At 70.1% G+C, this 21,709-nt stretch carries 16 protein-coding genes and 1 pseudogene; 13 read left to right on the top strand and 4 right to left on the bottom strand.

Translation table 11 applies throughout. The annotated features are described in order from the left end of the window. Positions 1-51 precede the first annotated feature (51 nt). Positions 52-1,164 carry a LacI family DNA-binding transcriptional regulator gene (locus HMPREF9062_RS10285; protein ID WP_009750071.1) on the top strand — a complete coding sequence of 371 codons (1,113 nt, stop codon included), beginning with the start codon at positions 52-54 and terminating at the stop codon, positions 1,162-1,164. A gap of 20 nt (positions 1,165-1,184) precedes the next feature. Here HMPREF9062_RS10285 and HMPREF9062_RS10280 read toward each other — a convergent pair whose 3' ends face one another. Continuing rightward, on the bottom strand, positions 1,185-2,063 hold the full coding sequence (locus tag HMPREF9062_RS10280) for an ROK family protein (protein WP_156790023.1): 879 nt from the start codon (positions 2,061-2,063) through the stop codon (positions 1,185-1,187). A gap of 145 nt (positions 2,064-2,208) precedes the next feature. Further along, a pseudogene (locus HMPREF9062_RS13860) lies at positions 2,209-2,346 on the bottom strand (hypothetical protein); the annotation flags it as partial. An 18-nt stretch (positions 2,347-2,364) separates the two neighbouring features. Between HMPREF9062_RS13860 and HMPREF9062_RS12645 the strand changes: the two are divergent. Beyond that, the gene (locus HMPREF9062_RS12645) at positions 2,365-2,544 is read left to right on the top strand and encodes a hypothetical protein (protein ID WP_083820057.1); all 180 of its coding nucleotides are present in this window, start codon (positions 2,365-2,367) and stop codon (positions 2,542-2,544) included. Beyond that, positions 2,541-4,397: an alpha-glucosidase gene (locus tag HMPREF9062_RS10270; RefSeq protein ID WP_009750068.1), complete on the top strand. Its 1,857-nt coding sequence runs from the start codon at positions 2,541-2,543 to the stop codon at positions 4,395-4,397. The genes HMPREF9062_RS12645 and HMPREF9062_RS10270 overlap by 4 nt, the downstream gene beginning before the upstream one ends. Positions 4,398-4,588: 191 nt before the next feature. Here the strand turns inward: HMPREF9062_RS10270 and HMPREF9062_RS10265 are convergent, their stop codons facing one another. After that, a complete protein-coding gene (locus HMPREF9062_RS10265; RefSeq protein ID WP_009750067.1) occupies positions 4,589-5,899 on the bottom strand; it encodes a chloride channel protein in 1,311 nt (436 codons plus the stop codon). A 465-nt stretch (positions 5,900-6,364) separates the two neighbouring features. On the opposite strand from HMPREF9062_RS10265, the gene HMPREF9062_RS10255 reads away from it, so the two are divergent. The 7 genes from HMPREF9062_RS10255 to HMPREF9062_RS10225 all read left to right on the top strand — a co-directional run bounded on the left by HMPREF9062_RS10255 (position 6,365) and on the right by HMPREF9062_RS10225 (position 15,075). Continuing rightward, positions 6,365-7,603, top strand: a complete 1,239-nt coding sequence (locus HMPREF9062_RS10255; protein ID WP_009750065.1) for a sensor histidine kinase — start codon at positions 6,365-6,367, stop codon at positions 7,601-7,603. Continuing rightward, a complete protein-coding gene (locus tag HMPREF9062_RS10250) occupies positions 7,600-8,286 on the top strand; it encodes a response regulator (protein WP_009750064.1) in 687 nt (228 codons plus the stop codon). The genes HMPREF9062_RS10255 and HMPREF9062_RS10250 overlap by 4 nt, the downstream gene beginning before the upstream one ends. Before the next feature lie 193 nt (positions 8,287-8,479). Continuing rightward, a complete protein-coding gene (locus tag HMPREF9062_RS10245) occupies positions 8,480-9,388 on the top strand; it encodes an ATP-binding cassette domain-containing protein (RefSeq protein ID WP_009750063.1) in 909 nt (302 codons plus the stop codon). Continuing rightward, entirely contained in the window at positions 9,385-10,152 is a 768-nt protein-coding gene (locus tag HMPREF9062_RS10240) for an ABC transporter permease (RefSeq protein WP_009750062.1), read from the top strand. The genes HMPREF9062_RS10245 and HMPREF9062_RS10240 overlap by 4 nt, the downstream gene beginning before the upstream one ends. 1 nt (position 10,153) lies before the next feature. Continuing rightward, positions 10,154-10,900: an ABC transporter permease gene (locus tag HMPREF9062_RS10235; RefSeq protein WP_009750061.1), complete on the top strand. Its 747-nt coding sequence runs from the start codon at positions 10,154-10,156 to the stop codon at positions 10,898-10,900. Positions 10,901-11,221: 321 nt separating this feature from the next. After that, a complete protein-coding gene (locus HMPREF9062_RS10230; RefSeq protein WP_009750060.1) occupies positions 11,222-12,955 on the top strand; it encodes an ABC transporter ATP-binding protein in 1,734 nt (577 codons plus the stop codon). Next, positions 12,952-15,075: an ABC transporter ATP-binding protein gene (locus HMPREF9062_RS10225; protein ID WP_009750059.1), complete on the top strand. Its 2,124-nt coding sequence runs from the start codon at positions 12,952-12,954 to the stop codon at positions 15,073-15,075. The genes HMPREF9062_RS10230 and HMPREF9062_RS10225 overlap by 4 nt, the downstream gene beginning before the upstream one ends. A gap of 139 nt (positions 15,076-15,214) precedes the next feature. Here the strand turns inward: HMPREF9062_RS10225 and HMPREF9062_RS10220 are convergent, their stop codons facing one another. Beyond that, positions 15,215-17,581, bottom strand: a complete 2,367-nt coding sequence (locus HMPREF9062_RS10220; RefSeq protein ID WP_009750058.1) for a 6-phosphofructokinase — start codon at positions 17,579-17,581, stop codon at positions 15,215-15,217. A gap of 307 nt (positions 17,582-17,888) precedes the next feature. On the opposite strand from HMPREF9062_RS10220, the gene sucC reads away from it, so the two are divergent. Genes sucC through HMPREF9062_RS10205 form a run of 3 tightly spaced genes read left to right on the top strand, consistent with a single transcriptional unit; the run spans position 17,889 to position 21,670 of the window. Then, positions 17,889-19,082, top strand: a complete 1,194-nt coding sequence (sucC, locus tag HMPREF9062_RS10215; RefSeq protein WP_034254175.1) for an ADP-forming succinate--CoA ligase subunit beta — start codon at positions 17,889-17,891, stop codon at positions 19,080-19,082. Between the two features lie 3 nt (positions 19,083-19,085). Next, positions 19,086-20,036 (top strand): succinate--CoA ligase subunit alpha, encoded by a 951-nt coding sequence (gene sucD, locus HMPREF9062_RS10210; protein ID WP_009750055.1) that lies wholly within the window; start codon positions 19,086-19,088, stop codon positions 20,034-20,036. Next, positions 20,033-21,670 carry a cell division protein PerM gene (locus HMPREF9062_RS10205; RefSeq protein WP_216584418.1) on the top strand — a complete coding sequence of 546 codons (1,638 nt, stop codon included), beginning with the start codon at positions 20,033-20,035 and terminating at the stop codon, positions 21,668-21,670. Before sucD ends, HMPREF9062_RS10205 begins: the two co-directional genes overlap by 4 nt. Positions 21,671-21,709: the final 39 nt, after the last annotated feature.

Genomic DNA, 21,709 nt, shown 5'->3' with positions numbered 1-21,709 from the left:
GAATGCTACGTTGGAGGCGCCAGGAGGTCAATCCTCGGAGGAGGGGCGAGCATGACGACTCTGCGCGATGTCGCAGCCCTCGCCGGCGTGAGCGCCATGACCGTCTCCAATGTCGTCAACGGGCGCGAGCATAAGGTGTCCCCTGCCACCCGGGAACGCGTACGGGGGGCCATCGAGACCCTCGGCTACGTCCCCAATGCCCAGGCTCGCACCCTGGCCGGCTCCTCCTCGCGCATCATCGCGCTGGTCTACGGCGCCGGTGACGGCCTGCCCGCCCTGACCGCCAGCCATGAGTCCGCCTTCGTCGGCGCATGCGAGTGCGCCGCCCGCCGGGCGGAGTACTCCCTCATGCTCTGCGGGGCGCACTCCGACCGCCCCGATGAGGTGGTCGACCGCCTGCGGGCCTGGAGGGTCTGCGGCGTGATCTGCCTCGGCACGGTTCCGCCGCCGGTACATCCTCTGCTGACCGGGGCGGAGGCGCCCGTCGTCCTCGTCGATTCCTACAGTCCTCAGATGGTCGCGGCGGGCGGGGAGGTTCTCGGCTCGGTCAACATCGACGACGCTGGCGGTGCCCGACGCGTCGGAGAGCGCCTCGCGCGCCTGGGCCACAGGCGCGTCGCCTTCATCGGTCCGGTCGGCCTCGGCTCGCCCGTGGTCGAGGCCCGACTCAACGGCCTGAAAGACGGATTGCTCGCCGGCGCCGCCGGGGGCGGGGCTGTGGACGCCCCGGAGGTGATCGGGGCGGAGGTGAACTTCGCCTCCGGAGTGCGCGCCGGCACTGAACTGGGCGGACGGGTGACGGCTGCCGGTTCGGGGGAGCGGAGCGTGACGGGCGTGCTCGCCTCGGGCGATGTTCTGGCCATGGGAGTAGTCGCCGGCCTGCGCCGGGCCGGTGCCCGAGTGCCCGAGGACGTCTCGGTCGTCGGGTTCGACGGCTTCGAGGTCTCCACCTACTGCGACCCGCCGCTGACCGCCGTGGCTCAGTCCGTCGACGACAAGGCCGCCCAAGCCGTTGCGCTCGTCAGCGCGACGGGGGACGACGCCGGGCGGCCGAACGGGTCGGGCACCGGGAATGCCGACGGGCCCGGGCCGGCGCGCGTCGTCCTGCCGGTCGTCTGGCGCGAGGGCGGCACGCTCGGACCCGCGCCGGGCGCGGACTCCTGAGCTCTCCGTCGTGCTGCCCGCTACAGGCGGCCCTCGGCCCGGGCTCTCAGCGCCAGCGCCGCCGCCGCCCGCGCCCAGCTGACGCGATCGTGCTCGCGCACGACGATGTCGATGGGGGCCGCGTCGGGGCGTCTGAGCGATGCCGTGCCGACCATGACCTGATCCTCGAACAGGGCCGCCACCTCGGCCCTCTCGCCCGCCACCACGACGACGTCGGGCAATGCGAAGGCGGCCGCCATGGCGATCAAGCGGCCGACGCGGCGCGCGTAGGACGAGCAGATCGCCACCGCGGCCGCCTCGCCCCGCTTCGCCAGGTCCACGACCCGGGCCGCGGGCAGCGGAGGGCGCCCCTGCCCGCTCCACGCGCGCTCGATGGCCGGGCTGGTCAGGCAGTCCATCGCCGGGAGCGATGTCGCCGGCCGGCCGTCACCGGCGACCGGGATCCCGCCCACGAGGCCGAGCTCGGCGTCCGGTGTCGTGATGACCTCACCGCCCACGACCAGCCCGAAGCCGATGCCGGCGCCGACCGTGATCAGGACCAGGCGGTCGTGCTCGCGCCCCGCGCCGAACCAGGCCTCCTGGAGGGTCATCGCCGCCAGATCGTTGCCGACCGCCGTCGGCATGCGCAGCCGCGTTTTGACGAGCTCGGCCAGGGGAACCCGGTGCCAGCCCAGGAACACCGCGTCGGTGATCGTGCGCTCATCGGTGGCGGCGGCGCCCAGGCTCACGCTCGCGCAGGACGGGGCGGGGGCGTCCGGCCGGGAACGGGTCAGCTCGATTGCGGCATCGGTCAGTGACGCGACGACGTCGGCGGGGGCGTGACCGGGCAATGTGCGACGCGCCGTGGCCAGAACGTTCAGGTGCAGGTCGGCGATCAGGGACTCGCCCGACAGGTTCACTCCGATGATGCTCTCCGCATCGGCGCGCACCTCCAGGGGGGGACTGGGGGCGTCCCGTGCAGGCCGTCCGCTCGGTGCGGGCCATGAGGATCCCGTTATCCACGAGCGGAGTGGTCAGGCGCGTGATCGAACCAGGAGAGATGCCGACGAGCTTCATGATCTCGGGGCGCGACAGACGTCCGTGGCGCAGCAGCGCCAGGACGATCGCGCGCTGGGTGTCGCTGAGTCCGGCCCACGGGCCGGAACCGCCGAAGTCGCGGGCCTGCGGTCGGGTGTCTGCCATGCCGACATTCTGCCCGAGATGCACCGGTCCTCCTGGCGGCCCTCCGCCGGCCCGGACCGGCTGCGGCTCGACGAGGCCGGTTTCGATTCCGCGGAGGAGTCCTCCCCGGCCCGGGGCCGGTCCTCGGTCGACAACCGTCCGCCGCGCACCACCGCCGTCGTCATCGGACCGCCCGTGCCCGTAAGGTCGGCATCATGAACCACTCGCCCTTCGTCCTCTCGCCCCGTCACGTCGGAGACGATGCCGACTGGTGGCGCCGCGCCGTCGTCTACCAGGTCTACCCGCGCTCCTTCCAGGACTCGGGGGCCGACGGCGTCGGCGACATCCCCGGCATCACCCGGCGTCTGGATCACCTCGATGAGCTCGGCGTCGACGTCGTGTGGCTGAGTCCCGTCTGCCGCTCCCCGCAGGACGACAACGGCTACGACATCTCCGACTACGAGGACATCGACCCGCTCTTCGGCACTCTCGCCGACCTCGACGAGCTCATCTCGGGCCTGCACGCACGCGGCATGCGTCTGATGATGGACCTGGTGGTCAACCACACGAGTGATGAGCACGAGTGGTTCCGCGCCTCCCGCGCCCGCAAGGACGGCCCCGAGCGCGACTGGTACATCTGGCGGCCAGCCCGCGAAGCGCCCGGGCTCGAGCCGGGGGCCTCCGGCACCGAGCCGACGAACTGGGGTTCCTTCTTCTCCGGCTCGGCCTGGACGTGGGACGAGGGCAGCGGCGAGTTCTACCTCCACCTGTTCTCCCCTAAGCAGCCCGACCTGAACTGGGAGAATGAGGACGTCCGTCGAGCCGTTTACGAGATGATGGGGCGGTGGCTGGACCGGGGCGTCGACGGGTTCCGCATGGACGTCATTAACTTCATCTCTAAGACCTATCCGCTGACCGACGGCGCGCAGGGGCCGGGCGACCTGTACGGCGATGGTGCTTCCCTGGTGGTCAACGGGCCGCGCATTCATGAGTTCCTCCATGAGATGAATGAGGCGGTCTTCGCGCCGCGGGCCGGGCACATCATCACCGTCGGTGAGATGCCGGGGGTCACCCTGGCCGAGGCGCCGCGCTACACCGACCCGGCGCGGGCCGAGGTCGACATGGTCTTCCAGTTCGAGCACGTGACCCTGGCGAACGGCCCGGGCGGCAAGTTCGATCCACGGCCGGTGGACCTGGTGACCCTCAAACGCAACCTCGCCGATTGGCAGGCGGCTCTCGCCCCCCTCACCGATGGAGTCGGTCGCATCGTCCGGGAGACGGGGTGGAACTCTACTTACTGGGACAACCACGATCAGCCCCGCGCCGTCTCCCGTTTCGGCGACGACGATCCCGCCTGGCGGCAGATAAGCGCCAAGACCCTCGCCTCGATCCTCCACCTGCACCGTGGCACGCCCTACGTTTACCAGGGCGAGGAGCTCGGGCAGACCAACACCGTCTTCGCCGGCATCGAGGACTACCGGGACCTGGAGTCGATCAATCACTACCGCGAGCGCGTGGCCGCGGGAGACGACCCGGAGGCGGTGCTGGCGAGTCTGTCGGCCAACTCCCGCGACAACGCCCGTACCCCCGTCCAGTGGGATGACGGAGCCCAGGCCGGTTTCACCGCGGGAACGGCGTGGATCGACGTGACCGCGAACTACACCGAGATCAACGCCGCGAGCCAGGTGGGTGCGCCCGGAAGCGTCTTCGAGCACTACCGTTCGCTTATCGCGCTGCGGCATGAGGATGACGCCGTGGCACTGGGCACTTTCCGGTTGCTGGACGCGGGTTCGGCCGACTCCTGGGTGGTGCTGCGCGAGCACGTGGGGGCCGACGGCGGGCGCGAGCTGGTCCTGCTGATCGCCTCATGCACCCGGGAGGGGCTGGAGACGGGGAACGGCTCCGCGCTGCGGGCGCGGCTGGCGGCCGAGGGGCTCGACCTGGGCCGGTGGGCCGACGCCGAGCGGCTGCTTCTCTCCTCGCTGCCGGCCGCTCAGGCCGGCGATTCGGGCGTGGGGGCGCCCGAACTCCTGGAGGGGTGGGACTCGGTCGTTCTGCGGCGCCGTTTGTGAGCCGCTGCGGATTCTCTCGCTCTCGTCCGTCGGACGGAGTCGTCGACCGATGCGCTGGATGGCCGGCGTCGAGGGAGCGGTCCGGCCCGATCCGCCCTCGATCATCTGATTCCGGTTCCGGCTGATCCGAGGGCGGGTCTGATGGTTGTCGGCTTATACGCGGCTGCGGGCGAGCCGACCGATACGGTCCGTTACGAGCGGTCTCGGTGACGGTGCTCGGAGCGCCGGTGACGGGCGGGCAGCGCCGTCGTCGGCCACCAGCAGCCGACGACGATGACCGCCATGACTGCCAGCACCCACAGCGGCGGTCGCACGAGCTCCCATACGAAGAGTGCGCCGAACGCAGGAGCGCGCTGAGTGACGGTCAGAACCGCACCGGCGCCCACGAGCGCGAGCGCCGGGACGCTCGCCTCCCAGCCCGCCATGTGCGCCACTTCCGCGACGGCGGCCCCTGCACTGCCGCCCAGGGCGAAGGACGGCGCCAGCAGTCCTCCCGTGGCGCCCGCGCCCAGCGTCGCCGCAGTCAGCAGCGGTTTGAGCACCATCACACCGCATAGGGCGAGGAGCGCCGTACTCGTTGTCGGGGAGAGCAGCGCCGCCTCCAGCGCGTCCCTTCCGTTGCCCGGCAGGACGGGCAGCCATAGTGAGGCCGTTCCCGTGAGAGTGCCCGCCGTCGCGATGCCCGCCGGCAGCGCCCAGGTATTCGGAACCCGGTGCACCTTGAACCAGTCCCATAGTCGGCGCGCCCCCGCGCCGAGCGCCATAAGCGCCGGAGCCGCCGCCAGGGCCGTCAGGATCGTGGCGGTCGTCGGCCCGCCGATCGCGACCTCGAAGGTCGGGCGACCGTGGGAGTGCAGCCACGAGACGACCGTCGCGATCACACTCACCGGCAGAGCCAGGAGGACCCCGCGCCGGCGGGTTCCCGCGACCATGGTGATCTCGACTGCGAAGGCCGTTCCGCCCAGGGGAACGTTGTACATGGCGGCCAGTCCGGCGCCGGCGGCTGAGGCGACGAGCAACGTCGTCGTGCCCGCCTCCAGGTCCAGCCATCGCGCGAGTCGAGCGGCCACGGCCCCCGCCATGAGACGCGGCGCTCCCTCGCGGCCTACGGAGTTGCCGGCGCCCACGACGAGCACCTGCAGCACGCCGTCGGCGAAGGGACGCACGAGTCCCATCCGCCGGGCGGTGGTCCCCGAGCCGTCCGCTACGGCTGCTTCGACGCCGACGACGCCGCCGGTGCCGCGCTCCCACCACCACGCGGCCCCCGCTAGAGTCCCGCCTGCGGCGGGCGCGAGTACGCGCCGCCACGCCGGAGCGGCCCCGACCCGCTCGGGCAGCGCTCCGTCCGCGACGCCGTAGAAGAGCCACTCGAAGCCCTCGAGTAGCCGGGCCATGGCGATGCCGACGAGACCGGCCGCCGCACCCGCCAGCACGATGGCGACCAGGAGGCGCGCCGTCCGGTTCGCACGGCTGCGCGGCGGGGGAGGAGCGGGGGACGTCATCGGGGAGACGATATGACGACTCCGACGACTTCATGAGGACTCCGGCCCGCGGAGCCCCGACTCGGCCCGCGAGCGCCGTCGCCGGGCCCTCCGCCGCCGGGGCGATCGCGGACGCCGCGGGCACGGCCTCCTTCGGTGCACCGAGGCGGCTCGCGGCTCTCCAGCTGCCCGACGCCGGAACCGGACTGCGCCCCGCCCTGCTCGTGTGCTGCCTCGTCCCGGTCATCTTCGCGGTATCCATATGGACTGTCGGACGTTTGTCGGACACTGCTTGTTCGCCTGTTTCAGACTGATTCTTTTAGGTTGAGTTGACGAGTCCGGCTCTTCGTGCTTCGGGGTGTGGTGGGCGGGGCGTATGCGATTGAGCGAGTCTTTCCCGTCGGGGCGGTCGTCAGAGGACCCGAGCGTCGACTCGTTTCTCATCGGCATGTGCAGCGGCGGGCGCATTGGCCGTAGCCTGCGGGTATGGAGCGTTCGCCTCAGCCGGTGCCGGTCTCGCCGGTCCCGCGAACGGTCGCCGAGCCGTGGCCGCAGCGCTGGTTGGCGCGGCACCGCCCAGCCGTCGATCTGGTGGTTCTCTCCCTCGTCTTGGGGTACAACCAGATTGTTATGCCCGCCATCGTGACGACTGCCGTGGGTTTGTGGATGGCGGAGGGGCTCTGCGCGGGCCTCGGGCTGTGCTGGCTGCTCCGACGCCGCTCCGCTCGGGTCGCTTTCACGGTGATGATCTGCCTCGCCTGGATTCAGCCCCTCGTGGACCCGGGCGCCGGCATCCTCCCTGTCGATATCCTGCTGGCGCTCGAGGTCCATCATTTGGCGAGCACCCAGCGATGGACGTGGTCCCTGCCCGCTGCCGCGCTCGTCGTCGTCTGGGTCCTGGTGGCATTCATCCCCGCCGTCACGATGGGGTACAGCCGGCTGAGCCTGCCTGCGCTGTGCGCTGTCACGGTGGCGTGGGCGTGGACCGCCGGCACACTCCAGCGCATGCGCCGCGCCCATCTGATCGCACTGACGCGCAACACCGAGTATCGGCTGCGCGAGGCCGAGCTGCGCCGCGAGCAGGTGGAGCGGGAGGAGCGCTCCCGGATCGCCCGCGAGATCCACGACATCGTTTCCCACAGCCTGGGAATCATGACCGTCGTCGCCGACGGAGCAGCGGCGACCGCGCCCTCGGACCCCGGCCGGGCGGCCGAGGCCATGCTCCGCGTTCGTGACACCGGGCGGGAGGCACTGGCGCAGATGCGCCGGATGCTGACCGCCCTGCGTGGTGAGGACCGGCCCCGACTCGCCCCTCAGCCCGGCCTGCAGGATCTCAAGGACCTGGTCGCTGAGGCCGGCGAGACCGGGATCCCGGTCCGCCTCGAGGTCTCCGACTCCCTGGACCTGCCGGAGGAGCTCGGCCCGACCGTCTACCGTCTGGTCCAAGAGGGGCTGAGCAACGTACGCCGGCATGCGGGCGCCGTTACTTGCGTGGAGGCCCGTGTGCACCGCGCGGACACGACGCCGGAGAGTCTGGTCATCGAGGTGCTCGACGACGGCGCAAGCTCGCCGGCTCCGTCGTCGGGCGACCCCGCCGGGTACGGCCTGGTGGGGATTCGGGAGCGGGTCGCCTCCCACGGAGGCAGCCTCGAGGCGGGAGCTCGGCCGGATGGAGGCTTCCGTTTGCGCGCCGTCCTGCCGCTGGGCGTCCAGGAGGATGCATGACTCTGCGAATCGCACTCGTCGACGACCAGGAGATGTACCGGCTCGGCTTCCGCATGCTTCTGGAGACCCAGGAGGAGGTGGAGGTCGTCGGCGAGGCCGACGACGGGCGATCGGCCCTCGACCTGCTCGCCCGGGTGAAGGCCGATGTCGTCCTCATGGATGTGCGCATGCCGGGCATGAACGGCATTGAGGCGACTCGCCGAATCGTGGAGAGCGGCACCGACGGGCCCAAGGTGATAGTTCTGACCACCTTCGACCTCGATGAGTACGCCTACGAGGCGATCCGGGCCGGTGCTGGCGGCTTCCTTCTCAAGGACGCCTCCTTGGACGAGCTCATGGCTGCGATTCGCCACGTGCATGCCGGGGACGCGGTGATGGCTCCCTCCACTACCCGGCGACTCATGGAGCACTTCATGGCCCCGCCTCCGACCTCCGACGGTGGTACGCACGCGGCTCGGACATTGGAGAACCTGACCGCGCGCGAGCGCGAGGTCCTCGCCCTGCTCGCTCGCGGGCTGTCCAACGAAGGCATTGGCCGGGAACTGTCGGTGGCTGAGGGGACGGTGCGCGTCCACGTCAGTCGGATCCTGGGCAAGCTGGGGCTGCGGGATCGGGCGCAGGCGGTTGTGCTCGCCTACGAGTCGGGGCTGGTCCTCCCAGGGGGTCGGCAAGGTCGGTTTTAAGCGGGTCGGTCGGTGGGGGATGGTTCGTGCGAGGTTCCTGGCCAGTGCCGGGGTGTATGACGCACCGATTTCGCCGAGACCCTGCTGGTCCTCCTCTTGGAGGAGCGTGGTACCAGGCCGTAAGCACAGCGCATAGACGGCTCTGAGTCCCGAGGTGGAGGCGGACCCGCGGTCGCGCGGGAAGGCTCGACCCATGAGCGATCTTGTACAGACCACTGATCTCATCAAGCGTTACGGACGGCGGACCGTCGTCGATCACCTCAACCTGCGCGTGCCCGAGGGCGCCGTCTACGGCTTCCTCGGGCCCAACGGCTCGGGCAAGTCCACGACCATGAAGATGCTGCTGTCCCTCGTGCAGCCCACCGCGGGCAGGGTCCTCATCGGTGGCGAGCCCATGACCCGTCGTACCCGACGGCGCCACCTGGCCCGCATCGGTTCCCTCATCGAATCCCCGCCGGGTTACGGGCACCTCACCGGTGCCCAGAACATGCGAATCATCCAGCGTCTGCTGGGCATCCCCGACCAGCACGTGGAGCGAGCTGTGAGCACCGTTCGACTGGGCGGGCAGATGAACAAGCGGGTTCGCGACTACTCCCTGGGCATGAAACAACGCCTGGGAATCGCCATGGCGCTTGCTCGCTGGCCCTCGCTGCTCATTCTCGATGAGCCGACCAACGGTCTTGATCCTGCCGGAATCAAGGAGATCCGCCGACTCCTGGGATCATTGGCGTCCAGCGGAATCACGGTCATGGTCTCCTCCCACAGCCTGGGGGAGATCGATCGCATTGCGACTGTTCTGGGTATCGTGTCGCACGGCAGGCTCCTCTTCCAGGGCACGCGTGCGGAGCTCATGAGCGCTTCCGCACCGGATACGCTTCTTGACTGCTCGGACCCGTATGCTGCCGCTCGTCTTCTGACCGTTCAGGGGCGCGCGCCCATTCGTGAGCACACGCTCCTGCGCGTCCCGAATCTCACCCGTGAAGCCACAGCCGACGTCGTGGCCCTTCTGGTTCGTGAGGGCATCGGCGTGCACGGAGTGCGCCAGGAGGAGCAGAGCCTGGAGGACGTCTTCATGGCTCTTACTCGAGGAGGTGGATTGTGACCACCTCCATGACTGTTCGCACTCTGCGCAACGAGTACGCCAAGATGCGTCACCTGCGCATTGGCCTCGTAGCCGCTCTCCTCCTGCTCGGGGTCGCCGCACTCACTGTTCTGACGGCCATGAACTCGGGGCTGATCGACCACCGGGCCGATGCCGATGGCTATGGGTGGAAGCTCCTCATGGTCAGTCTCCACGGCGCTGTCACGCTCGCCGCACCACTCCTTCTCGCCGTTATGGCGAGCCGCCAGGTAGAGATTGAGCACTCGGGACACGGCTGGGTGTCGACCTCGATGGCGGGCGCTACTCCAGGTCGACTCTGCCGGGCAAAGCTCCTCGCCCTCGGGGCCCTCATCTCACCGATGCCGGTGGCCTGGGGCGCACTCGTGCTCATTATTGGACGCAGCATCGGCGTCACGGCGCCGGCGCCCGCGGAGCGACTGTGCTGTCAACTCATCTGCCTCGCAATCGTCAATCTCGCCGTGCTGGGCGCGCAGCTACTTGCCTCGGCCCGGACGGAGAATCAGCTCGGGCCGCTGGCGCTGGGGCTCGCCGGTATCCTTCTGAGCACCTTCTCCCAGGTCATGCCACTGTGGGCGCGGTTCTTGAGCCCGTGGACCGCCTACGGGCTCATTGTTCCCGCTGACTTCGTCGGCCCGACCCTCGTCGACCTTGATTGTCACCTGGTGAACCTGAGTGTTCTTGCTGGTATCGGCGGCGCGCTCTTCCTGGCCATCACTGCGCGCTTCGACCGTCGGGAGATCTGACATGGAACCTGTCATCATCGAGATCTTCAAGCTGCGACGCTCAGCGAGCTGGGGCGTGGTTCTGGTGCTGCCGGTGGCTTCTGTTCTCAGCGCGTGCGTCATCGTCCGGCCCACCGACTGGCAGCTCTTGTGGATACGCTCGGTCGGCTTCTACGGCATGGCTCTTCTTCCGGTCTCCCTCGCCGTTCTCGCATCCCTCGTCTGGCGCGTCGATCACCAGGGCTCCAACTGGAACGCCCTGATGAGTTCCTCCGTGCCCACATGGAGAACGGTCGTGGCCAAGGCCATCGCTGCCTGGCTTCCTGCAGCTGTCATGCAGCTCGTCCTGGTTCTGGCTTCAGCCGCTGTCGGTTCACTCGTCCTCGGCCTCCCGGGCGTGCTGCCGGTACGGTGCCTGGCCGCGGGAGCGCTTATCGCCGTGGCCTGTGCGCCGGCGTGCGCCCTCCAGACGGGCCTGTCAGCCTTCACTCGTTCCTTCGCCTTGCCCGTTGCGGTCGGTCTGGTACTGACGGGAGCTGGTACCACGATGCTGCTCGTGCACGTCCCGGTGGCCTGGTTGCTGCCCCAGGCACTGGTGACCAGGACGACGCAGATCGGGGCGGTCAATGAGGGAGCGGCGACCTCCTTCGCAGTCCAGGACCTCACCTGGGTCAGCGCCATCTCCATAATCGGGACGTGCGCGACTTTGAGCGTCGTCATCGTCATCATCACCTCCATGCTGCTCGATCGCACCGACGCTCGGGGATGAGGAGGAGATGACTCCCCTGTGCGACTTTCTGCGACGCCGTTCGGTGCACGGTTTCGTCGCACGGCTCGAGGCCCGGGAATCGGTTCCCGGGCCTCGAGCCTCGGACCGTGATGGTATCGCCGGGCTGGAGGAGGCGCCGAGGCCGCGCGCCGTCGGCGTCAGTGAGTCGGGTCACAGACGCGTGCACCCTGACGCAGCGTCAAGGGTTAGGATCGCACAGCGTCCCGGCGCAGCCGTCACCGCTCCCCCGTTCTCGTCGGGGCCCGGTCGATGCATTGGTCCGCCCGGGGCGCACTGCTGCCCTACACACACGGAAAACCCATGCTTACCAACCTTCTGCGCGCCTATCTGCGCCCCTACCGGACCCTGCTGGCGGGGGTTCTCGTCCTGCAGGTCGTGCAGGTGATGGCCTCTCTCTACCTGCCCACGCTCAATGCCGACATCATCGATACCGGCGTTGCCCGAGGCGATACCGGCTATATCTGGCGCATTGGCGCCCTCATGCTCGGCCTGTCCGTGCTCCAGGGAGCCTGCGCCGTCGGGGCGACCTGGCTGGCCGCCCGCTCCGCGTTGGGCATGGGGCGCGACCTGCGCGCCCTCATCTTCCGTCGCGTCGGGAACTTCTCCGAGCGCGAGGTGTCGGTCTTCGGGGCCGGCTCCCTGATCACCCGGACCACCAACGACGTTCAGCAGGTCCAGATGCTCGTGCTCATGAGCTGCACCATGCTGGTGACCGCGCCGCTGCTGGCGGTCGGCGGTGTCGTCATGGCGGTGGGCCGCGCCCCCTCGCTGTCCTGGCTCATCGCCGTGGCCGTGCCCGTGCTCCTGCTCGTGGTCGGGGTGACCGTGCGCCGTATGGTGCCGTTGTTCCGCTCCTACCAGGAGCGCCTGGACTCCATCAACCGCGTGCTGCGCGAGCAGTTGACCGGGATCCGCGTCGTGCGCGCCTTCGTGCGCGAGGAGGCCGAGACCGAGCGCTTCGAGACCGCCAACCAGGACATCTCCCGGGTGGGGGAGATCGTCGGTCAGCTCTTCGTCTTCCTGTTCCCCGCCACCATGCTGGTCCTGGACGTCACCATGGTCGGCGTCATCTGGTTCGGTGGCCACCAGGTCGACTCCGGTCGTGTGGAGGTCGGCACGCTCGTGGCCTTCATGACCTATCTCATGCAGATCCTCATGGGGATCGTCATGGCCAGCTTCATGACCATGATGATCCCGCGCGCCGCTGTATGCGCCGAGCGCATCGACGAGGTCCTGGACACCGACCCCTCTTTGACCGTCGCCGCCAACGCGGTCGCCGACTTCCCCCGGCCGGGCGAGGTCGAGCTGCGCGAGGTCGCCTTCACCTACCCTGGTGCGGAGGAGCCCGTCCTGCAGGGGATCTCCTTCACGGCCCGGCCCGGTCAGACGGTCGCCGTCGTCGGCTCGACCGGATCGGGCAAGACGACCCTGGTCAACCTCATTCCCCGGCTCCTGGAGGCTTCCGCCGGTGAGGTGCTCGTCGGCGGCACGCAGGTGCGCCGTGCCGAGCCCGAGGCCCTATGGGCCCAGCTGGGCCTGGTGCCGCAGAAGCCCTTCCTGTTCGCCGGCACCGTCGCCTCCAACCTGCGGCTGGGGCGCGAGGACGCCTCCGACGACGAGCTGTGGGACGCCCTGGAGCTCGCCCAGGCCCGCGACTTCGTGACCGAGATGGACGGCGGGCTCGAGGCGCCCATCGCCCAGGGCGGTACGAACGTCTCCGGCGGGCAGCGCCAGCGTCTGGCCATTGCTCGCGCCATCGTGCGCCGCCCGGCGGTGCTCATCTTCGACGACTCCTTCTCCGCCCTCGATGTGGCCACCGACGCCTCTTTGCGCGAGGCGCTGTGGCCTGCGACCGCCGGAGTCACCAAGATCGTTGTTGCCCAGCGGGTCTCGTCGATCACCGATGCGGACCTCATCCTCGTCCTGGACGAGGGCAGGCTCGTGGCGACCGGTACGCACCAGACGCTGCTGACCGCCAGTGAGACCTACCGTGAGATCGTCACCTCCCAGCTCGGAAGCGAGGCCGCCGCATGAGCGCCACCGACCCCACCACTGCTGCAGCCGGCCGGCGTCCTTCCCGCAGGAAGTCCGGTGAGGGCCGCGCCGATGAGCTCAGTGAGGACGAACTCGCCATGGCCTCCGAGGCTCAGGCGTCCTCGGGCGACTGGAGCGCAGGACCGCCGCCCGGAAAGGCCAACGCCTTCTGGCCCTCCTTCATCCGGATGCTCTCCCTCCTGATGCCCTTCAAGAGGTCGCTCGCGGTGGCCATGGCGGCGGCCATCGGCTCCGTCGTCCTGACCGTGGCCGGCCCCAAGATCCTGGGGCAGGCCACCAACCTCGTCTTCGAGGGGTGGATCAGCGCCCATCTGCCCGCGGGCGTCACCAAGGAGCAGATCGCCCAGAGTCTGACCGCCGATGGACGCGGGGAGATGGCCGACATGGTGCGCGCCATGGACCTGGTGCCCGGCGCGGGCATCGACTACGGCGCCCTGGGCCGAGTCCTCCTTCTCACCCTGGCCGTCTACCTCGGCTCCGCATTCCTGGCCTGGCTCGAGGGATTCGTCCTCAACCGCATCATGATCAAGGCCATGTACCGGATGCGCGCCGACGTCGAGGCCAAGATCCACCGCCTACCCCTGTCCTACTTCGACCACGTCCAGCGCGGCGAGCTGCTCAGCCGCGTCACCAACGACATCGACAACGTCACCAACACGCTTCAGCAGTCTCTGTCCAGTGCGGTGACCTCGATCCTGACCGTCGTCGGCGTGCTCGCCATGATGATCTCGATCTCGTGGAGGCTGACGCTGGTGGCCATGATCGTCCTGCCGCTCATGGGCGTCCTGTTCGGCGTCGTCGGGCCGCGCTCCCAGAGGGCCTTCACCACGCAGTGGGCCAAGACCGGGCGGCTCAACGCGCGCGTCGAGGAGTCCTTCTCCGGGCACGCCCTGGTGCGCACCTACGGGCGCACAGCCGACTCGCGCGAGAAGTTCGATGACGAGAACGACGAGCTCTACCGCGCCGGCCTGCGAGCCCAGTTCCTGTCGGGCATCATGATGCCGGTCATGCGGGTGGTCGGGAACCTGTCCTATGTCGCGATCGCCGTGGCCGGCGGCCTCATGGTGGCCGGGGGCGGCCTGCGTCTGGGCGATGTGCAGGCCTTCATCCAGTACTCCCAGCAGTTCACTCAGCCTTTGGCTCAGCTGGGCGGCATGGCCACCGCCGTGCAATCGGGCACCGCCAGTGCTGAACGCATCTTCGAGCTGCTCGACGCCGCCGAGGAGCGCCCCGACTCGTCGGGGTCGGTCGGTGCTGCCGGCACGACTGACTCCGCCCGTTCGGCCGGTTCGGCGGACGTGGCGGACCCGGGAACGGGGAAGGGTGCGGGCGTCATTGAGATGGACCACGTCCGCTTCTCCTACGATCCCGATACCGAGCTCATCAGCGACCTGTCGCTGCGCGTCGAGCCCGGTCAGACCGTCGCCATCGTCGGCCCTACGGGAGCGGGTAAGACGACTCTGGTCAACCTTCTCATGCGCTTCTACGAGATCGACGGCGGGCGCATCAGCCTCGACGGCGTCGACACGGCCACCATGCACCGGCGCGACGTGCGCGCTCGAACCGGCATGGTGCTGCAGGATCCCTGGTTGTTCCAAGGGACTATCCGCGAGAACATCCGCTACGGGCGTCCCGGCGCTACGGACGAGGACGTTGAGGCGGCCGCCGGAGCCTGCTATGTCGACCACATCGTGCGCGCCCTGCCGGAGGGCTACGACACGGTTCTGGAGGAGGACGCCGCCAACGTCTCCGCCGGTGAGCGCCAACTGCTGACCATCGCTCGCGCGTTCATCGCCGACCCGGCCGTGCTCATCCTGGACGAGGCCACCAGCTCGGTGGACACCCGCACCGAACTGCTGGTTCAGCGGGCCATGGCGGCGCTGCGGCGCGGGCGCACGAGCTTCGTCATCGCCCACCGTCTGTCCACCATTCGCGACGCTGACACGATCCTCGTCATGGAGCACGGCGACATCGTCGAGCAGGGTACCCATGCCGAGCTGCTGGAGCGCGACGGCGCCTACGCGCGTCTGCACGCCGCCCAGTTCGCCCACGCCATGACCGAACGGGATGAGGAAGCGGTGCCCGCCGACCGACCCTGAGGATGCTGACCGCGCGTCGCCCGGTGCGTGAACCGGGCGACGGGGGCGTTGTCCGGTCCTGAGCAGCCCGCGTGCGACCGGCCGGCGGCCGCCGCGGCCGGCCCTCCCCGGGCCTCGAGATGCCGCCCTATCGCTCGCATCAGTCCTGGGGGGATGCCGCGGCGTTGACCGACGCGCTGAAGTCGGGCATGTCCTCCAAGGGAATCACCCCGATGTTCTGGCTGACCAGGCTGATCGCCTCGCGCAGGCCCATCCACCACTGGTGGAGAGGGCGGCGCGAACTCAGATCGAGCTCGTCGTTCATGCGCTCCAGACGGCGGTGCGTGATTCGCCCGCCCGTCAGGCCCACATAGCTTGAGTGGTGAGTGCCCGCCCCCAGCTGATCCGCCAGAAGGTCGAGGGCGTGCGCCACGAGCTTGGTGGCCATGATCCGGTCGAAGGCGGACGGGTCGCCCCCCTGCTGCAGGTGGCCGAGGGCGGCGTGGCGCACGTCGTACAGGCCGCGGCCCTCCTGGGCGAAGATCTTGGCGAGCACGTCCAGGGTGTAGTTCTCGCTTGCCCTCTCATTGCGGATCACCAGGTAGAGGTCGCGTCCCGAGCGGAAGGATTCCACCATGCGCGCCGAGTCCCGGGCGAGCTGAGCCAGCGTGAGGCCGTCCTCGTTGAGGTAGACCCGTTCAGCACCTGTGGCGATACCGCTCATGAGAGCGAGGTAGCCGCATTTGCGGCCCATCGACTCGGCCACGAAGCAGCGCCGGGACGCGGCGGCGGACTGCTTGATCGAGTCCAGGGCGCCGACGGCGTTGTTCAGGGCCGTATCCGCACCGATGCTCAGCTCGCTGCCGGGCAGATTGTTGTCGATCGAGGCGGGCACGCAGATGATCGGGATGTTGAAGGCGGGGTAGCGGTCCCGCTCCGTGACCAGCTCGTGGGCCGCCAGGTAGGCGTTGTAGCCGCCGATGATGAGCAGAGCATTGATCTCGTGGGATTCGATGGCCCGACCCAGTGCGTAGAGCTGCTCGATGGTGGGGACCTCTCTGCGCGTGCCGAGCTCGGCGCCGCCGTCCCCGACCCAGCCCTCGACATCGTCCCAGCTCAGCTCGCGCACCTCGCCGTCGAGGAGACCGGGGAAGCCCCCGTAGATGCCGAGCATGGTGAAGTCGTGGTCGAGCCCCAGTCGCACGGCGGCGCGCGCGGCCGTGTTCATGCCGGGCGCCAGACCGCCCGCGTGGATGATGGCGACGCGCTTGGGTCGGACCCCGTCCTGCTGATGCGAGGCGACGACGTCGGGGTCGAGCTCCGGCGGGGTGGACATGGTCTCGAACAGCTGCAGCATCTCGCCGAAGCTCGCGCCGCGGGCGGCCACCGCGCCGTCGTAATCCCCGTCGGCCACGAGGTCCTTGACGGCGCGCGTGGCATGGATCTGCTCCATCATGGGCAGGCGGCTGATCCGGTTGTGGCGCTCGGCGATGATGACCGGCTCGGACTGCGGGGTGGCGATGAGCAGTTCGTGGGCCGCCGCGCATCCCAGCAGAGTCGACATCCACCGGTCGTAGGCGCTCGGCTTGCCCCCGCGCTGGACGTGGCCGAGGATCGTCACGCGCGCCTCCTCGCCCAGCTTCTCGGCCAGGACGCGCTTGACGTCGTCGGCGCTGATGCGGTTGCCCGCGCGGTCGGTGGCGCCCTCGGCGACGATGACCATGGATTCGCGACGGCCGGCCTCACGGCCCTTGGCGAGTTTGCGGCACATGTCCTCCTCCCAGCCGTCGGCGGGGGGGAGTTCGGGCACCAGTACGTAGTCGCACCCGCCGGCGACGGCCGCCATGAGGGCGAGGTAGCCGCAGTGGCGTCCCATGACCTCCACGACGAAGGTGCGCTGGTGGGAGGCGGCCGTCGAGGAGATGTCGTCGATCGCCTCCAGGATGCGGTGCAGGGCCGAGTCCGCTCCGATGGTCATGTCCGCGCCGACCAGGTCGTTGTCGATGCTCCCGACGATGCCCGTGACCATAAGGGCCGGGTGGGCGGCGGCGGTCTGCGCGCTGATCTCCCCGCGCTCGGCGAGTTCGGCCACGAGCCCCGGCCAGTTCCTGCGGAACTCGTTGGTGCCGGTCAGCGACCCGTCCCCGCCGATGACGACGAGCCTGTCGATGCCGTGCTCGAGCAGGTTGCGGGCGGCGGCCAGCTGTCCGTCGCGCTCGCGGAAGGCCGCGGACCGGGCGGTGCCGATGATGGTGCCGCCGCGGTGGAGGATCGATCCCACCGAGTCCCATTCCAGGGGGCGTATACCCTCTCCGCCGGCGACGGCGCCGGACCAGCCCTCCATCACCGCGAATGGCTGGGCTCCCATGCGCAGACTCGTGCGAACGACGGCGCGCACCGCGGCGTTCATGCCCTGCGCGTCGCCGCCGGAGGTCAGGACCCCGATGCGCACCGGCTCACCGGAGCCCGTTGGTTCGCCGGCCGGTGTGAATGCGGGGGAGGCGGCATCGGTGTTGTCGGCTGACATCTACGGATCCTTCCGGGTCGGGCGGGATGAAGCGTCCCGTAAGACCATTGTGGCTCGTGCACGGCGCTCGCGTCTGCACCGGAGGTCCCGGGACTCGCGCTGGCGCCGAGGGCCGGGGGAGGAGCTGGGCACCGGCTTCCGCATCCCGGAACCGGAGAGCCTCCGATACGGACCTTGGTCCCGACTCGCATGCGGAACCACCCGCGCGCGGAACCCCCGGCACGCTACCCTCATCATCGAGCCCGCCCCGCTGCGCGCGAAGATCGACCGCGGGCCCGCTGCACGCGGACCCGGAAGGATGGACCGTATGGATCTGTATGAGTATCAGGCGCGAGACCTGTTCCGAGCGCACGGGGTGCCGGTGCTCGACGGCGCGACCGCTGCAACCCCCGAGCAGGCGCGTGAGGTCGCCGCCGGCCTGCTCGACGCCGGTTCGTCGCTGGTCGTCGTCAAAGCCCAGGTCAAGACGGGCGGCCGCGGCAAGGCCGGCGGAGTCAAGCTCGCCCGCAGCGCCCTCGAGGCCGAGCGGCGGGCCCGCGAGATCCTCGGAATGAACATCAAAGGTCATACGGTGCGTACGGTCCTGATCTGCGCCGGCGCCGACATCGATTCCGAATTCTACGTCTCCATTCTCCTGGACCGCGCCGAGCGCCGCTATCTGGCCATGTGCTCGCGCGAAGGCGGCATGGACATCGAAACCCTCGCCGAGGAGCGTCCCGAGGCGCTCGCCCGCATCGCCGTCGACCCCCTGACCGGCATAACGGACGAAGTCGCCGCGGGCATCGTCGAGGCGGCCGGCTTCGAGCCCGGGCTCACCGCCGCCCGCATCGCCGACGTCATCACCCGGCTGTGGGAGGTCTTCACCGCCGAGGACGCCACCTTGGTGGAAGTCAACCCGCTGGCCGCCGCCGACGGCGCCATCCTGGCTCTGGACGGCAAGGTCTCTCTGGACGACAACGCCGCCTTCCGCCATCCCGAGCACGCCGCATTCAGAGACATCGCCGATGCGGATCCGCTGGAGGCCCGGGCCAGGGACGCGGGCCTGAACTACGTCCGCCTCGAGGGGCAGGTCGGGGTGCTCGGAAACGGTGCGGGACTGGTCATGTCCACTCTCGACGTCATCGCCGACGCCGGCGAGCACCACGGCGGCATGCGACCGGCCAACTTCCTCGACCTGGGCGGGGGGTCCTCCGCCCAGGTCATGGCCACCGGCCTGGAGGTGGTTGCCTCCGACCCGCAGGTGCACGCCATCCTCGTCAACGTCTTCGGCGGCATCACCTCCTGCGACACCGTCGCCGAGGGCATCGTCACCGCCGTCGACTCCCTGGAGGACGTCGACAAGCCCATCGTCGTGCGCCTGGACGGCAACAATGCCGATCTGGCCCGCCGGATCCTCGCGGAGGCGGCCCTGCCCGGCGTCACCGTCGTGGAGTCCATGGACGGCGCCGCCGACGTCGTCACCGAGATCGCCCACGACATCGTCACGAAGCTGGGAGCCTGAACCATGAGCATCTTCCTGACCGAGAACGACCGCGTCATCGTCCAGGGCATGACCGGTTCCGAAGGCCGCAGGCACACTCGGCGCATGCTCGGCGCCGGCACGAAGATCGTCGGCGGCGTCAACCCGCGCAAGGCCGGCACGAGTGTCGCCTTCGACGTCGAGCCCGCCGGCCCCGGGGCGCAGACCCTCGGCGTCGTCCCGGGCGCGGTCGAGGTCTCCGTCTACGGGACCGTCGCCGAAGCGGAGGAGGCCACCGGCGCTACCGTCTCGGTCCTCTTCGTCCCCCCGGCCTTCGCCAAGGACGCCATCATCGAGGCCGTTGACGCGCGGCTGCGCCTGGTCGTCGTCATCACCGAGGGAATCCCGGTGGCGGACACCGCTCGCGCGTGCGCCTACGCCGCCTCCCGCGGCGTGCGGGTCATCGGCCCCAACTGCCCCGGCATCATCTCCCCAGCCCGTTCCAACGTCGGCATCACCCCGCCTGACATCACCGGCCCCGGCCCCATCGGCCTGGTTTCGAAATCGGGCACGCTGACCTACCAGCTCATGCACGAGTTGCGCGACCTCGGCTTCACCACCTGCGTCGGCATCGGCGGCGATCCGATCGTCGGCACCACCCATATCGACGCCCTCGCCGCCTTCGAGGCGGACCCGGACACCGAGCTGGTCGTCATGATCGGGGAGATCGGGGGAGATGCGGAGGAGCGCGCCGCCGCCTACATCCGTTCCTCCGTGACCAAACCCGTCGTGGCCTACGTGGCCGGTTTCACCGCCCCGGAGGGGAGGACCATGGGGCACGCCGGCGCCATCGTCTCCGGATCTTCCGGCACCGCCCGGGCCAAGAAGGCGGCCCTGGAGGCCGCGGGCGTTCGCGTTGGACGCACACCCGCTGAGACCGCCTCCCTCGCCCGCGGGCTGTACCGGGAGATTGCCGGCGCGGCGGAGCGGGCGTGAGCACAGGCGGTAACCCGGCACGGCTGAGACGAGTGGTCTCGGCCTCGGAGGGCGGTCCCCCCGCCCGTACCGGCAGGCGGTACCGGGCGGTTCCCACCGACTGGCCCTTCGCCGTACGCGCCGGGGTCGAGTCCGTTCTGGCGGGCTGGCTCCTCGTCGTCGTCCCGACTCTCGCCGTCTATGTCTCGACCTCCTCCATGGACGCCGCCGCGGCCCTGTCGGTGGGCGCCGCTGTGCGCGCCGGCACCGCCCTGTGGGCTCTGGGGCTGGGAGGGACCTGGGGGAGCGCGGCGAGCCCCGACGGTGTCCTCGGGTTGCCGCTGCTGGGACTGACCGTCCTCCAGGCACTCATCACCCGGTGGTCGGTGCGTCGTTCGCGGCTCGCCGGCCTGCTGTCGGGCCTATGGACGGTCCTGGCCGCGGTGGTGACCGCCGCTCTCGTTGTCGTGGCCGCCGGGCCGCCGGGCTCCCGCCTGTGGACGGCCGTGCTCGGTCTTGGCGGGCTAACGGCGTTCATCGCCGTCGGCCGCCTTCAGCGCTCGGGACGGGGTCGGCGGGATGTGGACCGGTGGTGGGCGCGCCGCCCGTGCTGGACGGACCCCGCGCTCGCACTCGTGCGCAGCACTTTCCTCGCCCTGGTCGTGCTGGTCGCCGCCGTCACCGTGGTCGCCGTCGTCGAAGGCGCGGGACGCGTCGGACGACTTCACGACGCACTGTCGGCCGGAGGGATTCTGGCGTCTCTCGGGCTCATCGCACTGCAGGCCTGCTGGGCGCCGACCATGCTCGTATGGGCGCTGGCGTGGCTCGCCGGTCCCGGCTTCGCAGTGGGCGCCGGCACCCTGTTCTCGCCCGACTCCGTTGTGACGGGGCCGGTCCCCGCCATGCCGCTGCTGGGTTTGCTGCCCACCGCGCCGCTGGGGACCGTCGGCCTCTACCTGCCCCTGGTCATCACGGCCGGCACCATGGTCGCCTCCTGGCCCCGGCGCCGGCGTCTGGCCGTGCTCGGGCTTGGCGAGGCCGTTATCGCCGCGCTCGTCGCGACCGCAGTGGTGACGCTGGGCTGCTTGGCGCTGGCGCTGGCGGCGTCCGGGCCTGTCGGCCCGGGCCGGATGACGCAGGTCGGTCCTCACTGGGGGCATCTGTGCCTCTTCATCGCTCTGGAGATCGGTGTCGGGCTCGTCGCCGTCGCGGTGATCTCCCACCCGGGCACCCGTCGGTTGGCCGTTCGAGGGACCCGGGCGAGTGCCGGCGTCGCCCGCGGTCTGCATGAGGACGCCGGGGATGCCGGGGCCGGTGCGAAAGCCCGTGGCGACACCGACCGGTGGGAGACGACCGATCGCGAGCGGAACGGACGGGGCGAGCCCACTGAGCGGAACGGACAGCAGAGGGAGAACGTCGGCCATCGGGTGCCGCGGCGCGGGACGGAAGCCGGAACAGCTCCGCTCGCCCGGGACTCCGGCGTCGAACCGGCACCGGTGACCGAGGAGGTGTCCGCGCCCGAGTCGATTCCCGCCGGTTCCGCCGCCGGGCGGGGGCTCTTCGTCGGCTGGCGTGAGCGCGCCTCCCGCGAGCGGGCCGAGGATGAGGCGTCGGATGCGCCCGGCGCCTGCGACGCCCCCGATCGGGAGGATTGACGGGGGAGCGGCCGCCCGGCCGGAGGAGCTGACGGTTCG

Source organism: Actinomyces sp. oral taxon 448 str. F0400, assembly GCF_000220835.1.
In the GTDB taxonomy this organism is placed as follows: Bacteria; Actinomycetota; Actinomycetes; order Actinomycetales; family Actinomycetaceae; genus Actinomyces.
Note: the sequence above shows the minus strand (reverse complement) of the source record. Positions and strands in the feature narration are given on the sequence as shown.